Genomic DNA, 7,569 nt, shown 5'->3' with positions numbered 1-7,569 from the left:
TTCAGCACGAGCGGCTCTATTGGCGGCCGTTGTTCATCGGCGGCCTGGCGGCATCCATCGCCTGGACATGCTTCGTCCTGTTCGGCGGCGTTTTCGTGGCCCTGCGCTGGCAGATCCTCAGCTATTCCCTCACACTCTTTGCCTCTTGCATGGTATGTCATGGGGAGCTGGTGCGGCTCCGGCCGCGAGCGCGCCATCTCACCTCGTTCTACCTGATGGTTGCGGGTGGCGGCACTCTGGGAGGGCTCCTGGTCACCGTGGCAGCGCCCCACCTGTTCAAGGGATTCTGGGAGTATCACTTCGGGCTGCTCGCTACGGTCCTGCTGACGCTGATCGTCCTCTTCCGCGATCGCAAGAGCCCCCTGTATCAGGGGCGCCCGCTTATCATATGGGCCATATGGGCCGTGATCTGCGTCTCATGGGCGGTTCTGGGATTCATGCTCGATCACCAGATCTGGCGGTCGTGGAGATTCCAACTCGGGCTGCTCGCCGTTACCGCTACCACCCTGGGCATCTTCCTGTACGAACGCAAGGGGTGGCACTACCGGGGCCGTCCGGCGCGGGTGTGGGCGGTGTGGGCCGCGCTGTGCGTCTCATGGCTCGCCCTTGGGCTCGTGCTCCGCATCCACGTCCGGCAGTCGCTGGAGAGCAGCGTGGAGACGAGGCGCAACTTTTTCGGCGTTCTGCGTGTGCTGGAGCTATTCACGGAATTCCCGGGAGAACATGCTTTAAGCCTCATGCATGGCCGCATCGAGCACGGCTTTCAGTTTCAGGATAAGGATAAGCGTGACTGGCGCACTTCCTATTACGGCGCCGACAGCGGCATCGGTCTGGCGATAGGCTTTCATCCGCGCCGGCTTGCGCAACAGGATCTGCGCATCGGCGTGATCGGCCTGGGCACCGGCGCATTGGCCGCCTGGGGACAACAGGGGGACTATATCCGCTTTTATGAGATCAACCCGGAGGTGCTGCAGCTTTCGGACAAGTATTTCACATACCGTAAGGACAGCCCGGCCCGAATCGAGGTCGTGCTTGGGGACGCGCGCATCTCGATGGAGAGGGAGCAGCAGCATAGCGAGCCTCAGCAGTTCGACGTGCTGGCGGTCGATGCCTTCAGTGGCGATGCCATTCCGGTGCACCTGCTGACGCGCGAGTGCTTCCAGACCTACCGGTACCATCTGAAGGAGGATGGCATCCTGGCCATACATATAACGAACCGCTATTTCGATCTCAGCCCGGTCGTACGCAACTTGATCACACCGGGGCCCCGGCAAGAGATGCAGGCGCTCTGGTTCCACGACTCAGGCAACGGGAGTCAGGCAACAGATCGTACCGACTGGGTCCTGCTGACCGCCAACGGGCAGTTTCTCGCACATCCCGACATCCGGAGACATGTTACGCCTTGGAAAGATCCGGCTCCTTCACAGCAGTTCTGGACCGACGATTACAGCAACTTGTTCAGTCTCATACACGAAAGAAGGAACGGCAACTAACAGCGCGAACGATCCTTGGAAGTTTCTCCTCCTATCCTCCCGGAACCCGGGACGGTTCCCAGGATTTGGAAGACCCGACGAGACCTTGCTCATCTCGATGTGTCCTGGGTTACCGCATTGAAGACACGAAGAAAGTTCGCACCCAGGATTTTGCGAATGTCTGCTTCTTTGTATCCGCGCGCCCTCAACTCTTCGGTGATGGCCCCGATCTTGCCGATGTTTTCCAGACCCTTCGGCGTCGACTCGATGCCATCGAAGTCCGATCCCAGGCCCACATGGTCCGCGCTCCCCGTCACCTTCACCACACGGTCGATGTGATCCACGACCGTCTTAACGTCGACCGCTCCATCAAACGGGCTCATACGCTGACGTGCCTCCGCCAGAGCCTTGTTGCGCAATACCGGGTCGGCCTTGTCCCACGTCAGAGGGTTCTCGGGCAGGCCGTACTTTTTTGCCAACTCAGCCAGAATTTCATTGTGTTTTTTATCTATGTCTGCGTTCAGGAAGCCCGGGGCAAAGTTGATTCCGATGACTCCGCCGTTCTTGGCCAGCGCTTTCAGCATTTCATCCGAGAGATTCCGGAAATGATCGGAGAGGCTGCGGGCGCAGGAGTGAGAGGCGACCACCGGCTTCGTCGAGACACGCAGGACGTCCCAGAAGGTCTCGTCATGCGCGTGCGAGACATCGATGATCATACCCAGCCGGTTCATCTCCTTCACCACCTGTTCGCCAAATGGAGTGAGTCCGCCGAGCTCGGCTTTTTCGTCGCCTGATGCGTCCGCCCAGTCCGTCCGGTTCCAGTGCGTGAGTGTCATCAGCCTCACACCGGCCTTGTAGAACGAACGAAGCAGGCTGAGATCATTTTCGATCGCGTATCCGCCTTCGATCGCGATCAGGACGCCGGTCTTGTTAGAATCCTTGAGCGGTGCGACTTCCCCCGGTCCGAGCACCAGAGCCAGATCGTTCGGGTTCTCGGAAATCAGTTTGTGCATCGCATCGATCTGGTCGAAGGCACGCTTTGCGGCCGTGTTCCTGTCGGTGTCGCTCCTCGGCACCGGCACGTAGGCCGCAAATACCTGCAGGTCCACCGATCCTCTCTTGAGCTTTGGGATGTCGATGTGCCCGCCGGGGAGGTCCTGCTTCAGGTCTTCTCCAGCCATGTAGCGGCTGATCGTGTCGCAGTGCATGTCGATGACCGTAGCATCGCGATGGATGTAGCTGGTGAAAAACTGCGGATCAACGAGCTTTTTGTCCGTATTGGACAGGTTTATGATGATTTGCCAGTTGTACTCCGCTGCCTCCTGAAGCAGCTCAAGCCGGATGTATTCGGCCTTGTCGCCGGGCCTGTGATATTCGGGATGCTTGTCGTCGAGCTCGGGCGTCAGCGGGTACCCGGACCGCAGGCTGATTGCGGGGACACCTTTGAGATCAAACGCCGTGTGGTCGGAGCCCTTGTACTGCAGGCGGGCGTTCATTTTCTTCTGAAGCTCGGGATCCAATCCCTGCCGGATGATGTCGAACAGCTCAGGGAATTCATAGAGGCCCCCGACCCAGAGATCGGTGTCGCCGGTGCCGACCATGTCGACGTTCATGTAGAGGGCCGTTTTTTCGAGCGGAAACACCGGGTGGTTCGTGTACCACATCGAGCCCAACATCCCACTTTCCTCACCCATCCAGGCGGCGAAGACCAGGGTGCGACGGGGCTGGAAATGGTTTGCCTTGAGCACGCGCAGGACTTCGAGGATCGTGGCAATCGAAGTGGCGTTATCATCCGCGCCGTTGTAAATGAATCCGTCCACACCCACTCCGAGGTGATCGAGATGGCCGCCGAATACAATGCACTCATCCTTGAGTTTGGCATCCATGCCGGGCATCACTCCAATCACGTTGGGTGCGGTTCGATTGTCCCGGACGGCGTGAACCTCCATCAGGGCAGCGGTATCGATCGCCACGGGGCAAGGTTTTTTTGCTCTCATCATCTTACTGGCATGATATCTCCAGCTCTTTCCGGCAAGGTAAAAGGCGTCGTCGCAGAAACCGCGACCCGCCCGCATCACGACAAAACCTGCCGGACAGCCGTCCTGCGCCTGGATCGGCCCCGAGGGGCGTTGAACGGTGCTGAGCCGCTGGCCGGCGACGGTCATGTCCATTTCAATCAACCCGACCGCACCGTGTTCCGCGGCGATCTTGATCTTTTTTTCGAGGGTCCACTGCCTCCTTTCTTCCGCTTCGACGCCCGTGGGAACGCCGGCCAGGATCATGATGATCCGCCCGCGGGCATCCAGCCCCTCATAGTCGTTCCACCCGGCCTTCTCCGAGACCACGCCGTATCCGGCGAACGCCAGCCTGCCTTTGACAATCCCGGATCCTGTGCCGCTGACTGGCTGAAAATCGCGGCCATAGCCGGCGAAGTAGGCGTGATGTCCGGGCGACGTGATTTCGAGACGAATGGGCTGCAGGAACTCACGGAAGTTTTTGAGCTCGACTTCCTGGAACCATGTACCCTTGTCCCCGGCAGGCTGGAGGCCCAATTCCTCGAACTTGCCGGCGACGTATTCGGCAGCTTTGCGGAACTCCGACGTGCCGGACATGCGGCCCTTCATCGCGTCGGAGGCCAGGAACTTGATATGTTCATATGCCTTCTTCCCGTCGGGCCTGATGGGAGGCGCAGCTGTACCGGAGGTGGCTTGCCGGACTGCGGCTGCGACCGGAGGCTGGGAACCCACCGTGAGCAACATGGCAAAGGAGAGAAGGGTCAGAAAATGCCTTTTCATTGGAGACCTCTGTTTGAATTGCGTCAGTACCGCCACCAGGGTGTTGTCGCGCCGTCGGGTTTTTTTGCCATCATGAAAGTCGCGATTTCCTTGAGCCGTTCCGCGGGCGTAGCAGGTCCTGACCAGCAGTGCGGCTTGCGATCGCCGTACAAAAAGAAGCCCTCATAGTGAGGGTACTCGGTCGTCTTCATCCATTTTTCGAGCTCCTGCGTGGAGTTGTTCAGCTCGTAAGTATCCATTGTGCCGGTATAGACGTGGATCTTGTCGACGATCCTAGGGCCCACGGTCGTCCAGTTTTTTTTCAGGTACTCGAGCAGATCGAAGTTTTCCTTCCAGTACCGCGCCACGGCCGGATTCATCTCGCCGGTCATCTTGTTGAAGAGCGGCTCGAAATAGCCATCCCTGCCGAGCGGACCGAAAACGGCCGACCAGATGTCGATCTGCTCACCCGACCGGCCGTGCGTTCCATTCACCAACTCGAAGTGATTGCGCTGCTCGGAAGTGAGCCGGATGCGGCCGTCGGTTTCGCGTGAGTTGACGGTCGGCTCGCGCCGCCAGTCGTACTCCTTGTAGAATGCATTCCTGTCCTGGTAGACGTTGATGCCCTCGACATCGGTGAACGTCACCGGATCCGGACACGAGGACCAGGTGCCGCCAAAGAAGTCCGGATGAAAAATCTGGAGCGCGAGCGATTCCCAGCCGCCGGTCGAGCCGCCGGATAACGTCCGGGCGTACGGCTCCTTGATCACGCGGTACCGCCTTTCGATTTCGGGAATCAACTCCTGCATGATCGCGTCTCCGTACGGGCCGACGTTGACCGAATTCACGGCGTAGGAGTCGTCGAAGCACGGCGTCGGATGCTGGAACGTGATCAGGATCATGCGCGGAAAGTCGTCGCTCAGCCAGGCCTTCGAGAACGCGTTGTTCCCGACCCCGTCGAATCCATCGGGCGCGCCAAGACTGAAATGGCCTTGTATGTAATGGACCGGATAACGAATGGTCTCGCGCTCGTAGTTCTTCGGCAAGAGCGCCGTCGCACCGAGATAAATCGGCCGGCCCCAGAACTTCGTGAGCAGCGTGCTCTGGAACTTGAAGCGCTTGACATACTCGGTGTCGGGCGGAACCACGACGGGTGGGATCATGTCGCCGGCCGAGAGCTTGACGACGCCGCCTGCTGACGGATCGAGATGGACTTTCTGCACCGGGCTCTTCAGGTTGCCGGGCGAGGCATTCCACCGCTGCCCTTCCCACTGATCGTCATGCATCCAGACGGTGTGGCCGTCGGCACGCCTGAACTCGGAATAGACGTTGACGAAGCCCTGCACGAAATAGTCGCCCGGCGGCAGATTGCGCAGACTTTCGACCGGGGTGCCGAGATCCGTCTGATCGATAATCGCCGTTTGTCCCGGCGCGAGCTGGTCGATGTCCCGGCCGAAAAACGGAACGCCCGTGCGGCCGATCTGCAATCTCGGCTCGCGATCCCCCGTGCGCGAAATCATCACAAACACGCGGCCGGTGATCGGGCCGGCATGGGCTGAAGCGGGGAACGAAAGCTCGAAGCGCAAACCGGGAGGGGCCACGCCCTGACGTTGGGCGGTCCCAAGACCGGCAGCCATGACGAGGGTGATAATGAATCCTGACGCGATACGAGACATGAGAGCCTCCTGCTCCATAGTGGGCTTTATAATCTATTTCGGGGCCAGTCACCAGGAGCAAATCCCGGCGGGCAAACAAAGAAAGCTCTGCAGATCTTTTGGAGTGCAGCGACACTAAGCCGCTTTTCAGTTTCCTTTCCGGCAATTCAAAAACCAGGCGCTACCTCTGCACCACGACCCCCGAGGCGGGATGGCCGGCATGCAGGAGATGTTGATCCGGTGCGTCGGCAAGCGCATGCTGGTGCCGGGGAAGCGTGCGTCGATCCAGAAGAGAGCCTTGAAATCCGGGGGAAAGGTCATGAAACATCGTGATCGCGTTCTGGCTGCGCTGAACCGTGAAATTCCCGACCGCTGCCCGATGCAGATCAGCTTCACGCCGGAGTTCGCCTCCCGCTTGCGGTCCGAACTGGGCGGGACCTGGACGTCGGTTCACCATGCGCGCGGCTGCACAAACACGTTCGAATTGGAATGCGCCTTGGAGGAGGACTTGCTGTTGTGCCCGGTAGGATGGGTCAATTCATCTTACGAAAAGGACCGGCATGGCTCCGACGCATCTTCATACGTGGATGAGTGGGGTGTGTGTTGGAAGGACATCGAGTATCAGACTCGCTTCGGCTCGGGTTTTTACACCGAGATGACAACCCACCCACTGGCCGAGGATTCTGCGATCGAGGTCTACCGCCCTCCTGATCCGAACCGGCCCGACTTGTACGAAGAGGCGGAAATACTGGTCCGCGAATACAAGCACGAGTATTGGATTGTCGGCATGACCGTCTGCACGATTTTTGAAACTGCCTGGGCCCTGCGTGGATACGAGCGGCTGCTGACAGATTTCTTGCGCAATCCCGAGCTTGCCGAGAGAATCCTGGACATACCCTTCCACTATCACCTGGCTGCCGCCCGAAAACTGGTCGATCTCGGAGTGGACATGATCTGGACCGGGGACGATGTGGGGGCTCAGGACCGCATGCTGATGTCTCCCGCCACCTGGAGGCGGTTCCTGAAGCCCCGCCTGGCCGCGTTCATAGCGTCACTGAGACAGAAAAATGCCCGGCTGAAGATTGCCTATCACACCGACGGTTGCGTCTATCCCATCATTCCCGATTTGATCGAGATCGGGGTTGATGTGCTGAATCCCATCCAGCCCCAGAGCATGGACCCGGAAAAGTTGAAGAGGGAATATGGCGGTCAGCTTTGTTTCTGGGGGACCATCGACATACAGCAGACTCTGCCTTTTGGGACTCCGGAAGACGTCAAAGCCGAAGTCGTAAAGCGCCTGCGAACCGTCGGCCAGAATGGTGGGCTGATACTGGGGCCGACCCACAACGTGCAACTCGACACTCCCATGGAGAATTTCTGGGCCATGGTGAATACTATTACCGAAACACCCTACGATTGCGTCCGCATCTGAGGAGCGCATGACTTGAGGCCTCTACCGGGGCTGCCCGGGGCGCGGCAACATAGGCGTTAACGTAAGGTAACACTCGCTGACGGACCTGAACGTGGACCTAGACTTGGACGTGGACTTGGACCTCGCCCCGGATGTTCTCATGCTCGGCACATTTTCGAGAGCATCCTAACGGCGGAGAGAAGGAGTTCGTCCGCTTCCTGACCTTGCGGCTGGTCGATGAGCGCTAAAGCGCGGCA

Annotated in this window: 4 protein-coding genes; 2 read left to right on the top strand and 2 right to left on the bottom strand. The window is 59.2% G+C overall.

Going from position 1 to position 7,569, the window contains the following annotated elements:
• On the top strand, positions 1-1,493 hold a 1,493-nt coding region (locus LAP85_29140), incomplete at its 5' end, for a fused MFS/spermidine synthase (GenBank protein MBZ5500478.1).
• Between the two features lie 89 nt (positions 1,494-1,582).
• Here the strand turns inward: LAP85_29140 and LAP85_29135 are convergent.
• The gene (locus LAP85_29135) at positions 1,583-4,267 is read right to left on the bottom strand and encodes a M20/M25/M40 family metallo-hydrolase (GenBank protein MBZ5500477.1); all 2,685 of its coding nucleotides are present in this window, start codon (positions 4,265-4,267) and stop codon (positions 1,583-1,585) included.
• A gap of 23 nt (positions 4,268-4,290) precedes the next feature.
• Positions 4,291-5,922: a hypothetical protein gene (locus LAP85_29130; protein MBZ5500476.1), complete on the bottom strand. Its 1,632-nt coding sequence runs from the start codon at positions 5,920-5,922 to the stop codon at positions 4,291-4,293.
• A gap of 199 nt (positions 5,923-6,121) precedes the next feature.
• On the opposite strand from LAP85_29130, the gene LAP85_29125 reads away from it, so the two are divergent.
• On the top strand, positions 6,122-7,333 hold the full coding sequence (locus LAP85_29125; GenBank protein ID MBZ5500475.1) for a hypothetical protein: 1,212 nt from the start codon (positions 6,122-6,124) through the stop codon (positions 7,331-7,333).
• Positions 7,334-7,569: the final 236 nt, after the last annotated feature.

The sequence above is a fragment of the Terriglobia bacterium genome (assembly GCA_020072565.1).
Classification (GTDB): domain Bacteria; phylum Acidobacteriota; class UBA6911; order UBA6911; family UBA6911; genus JAFNAG01.
The sequence above is the reverse complement of the archived record's forward strand: the minus strand, read 5'-3'. Positions and strand labels throughout refer to the sequence as shown.

Excerpts from the sequence above, each read along its gene's own strand:
- LAP85_29135 (MBZ5500477.1), bottom strand. The coding sequence starts at position 4,267 with ATGAAAAGGCATTTTCTGACCCTTCTCTCCTTTGCCATGTTGCTCACG.
- LAP85_29130 (MBZ5500476.1), bottom strand. The coding sequence starts at position 5,922 with ATGTCTCGTATCGCGTCAGGATTCATTATCACCCTCGTCATGGCTGCC.
- LAP85_29125 (MBZ5500475.1), top strand. The coding sequence starts at position 6,122 with ATGCAGGAGATGTTGATCCGGTGCGTCGGCAAGCGCATGCTGGTGCCG.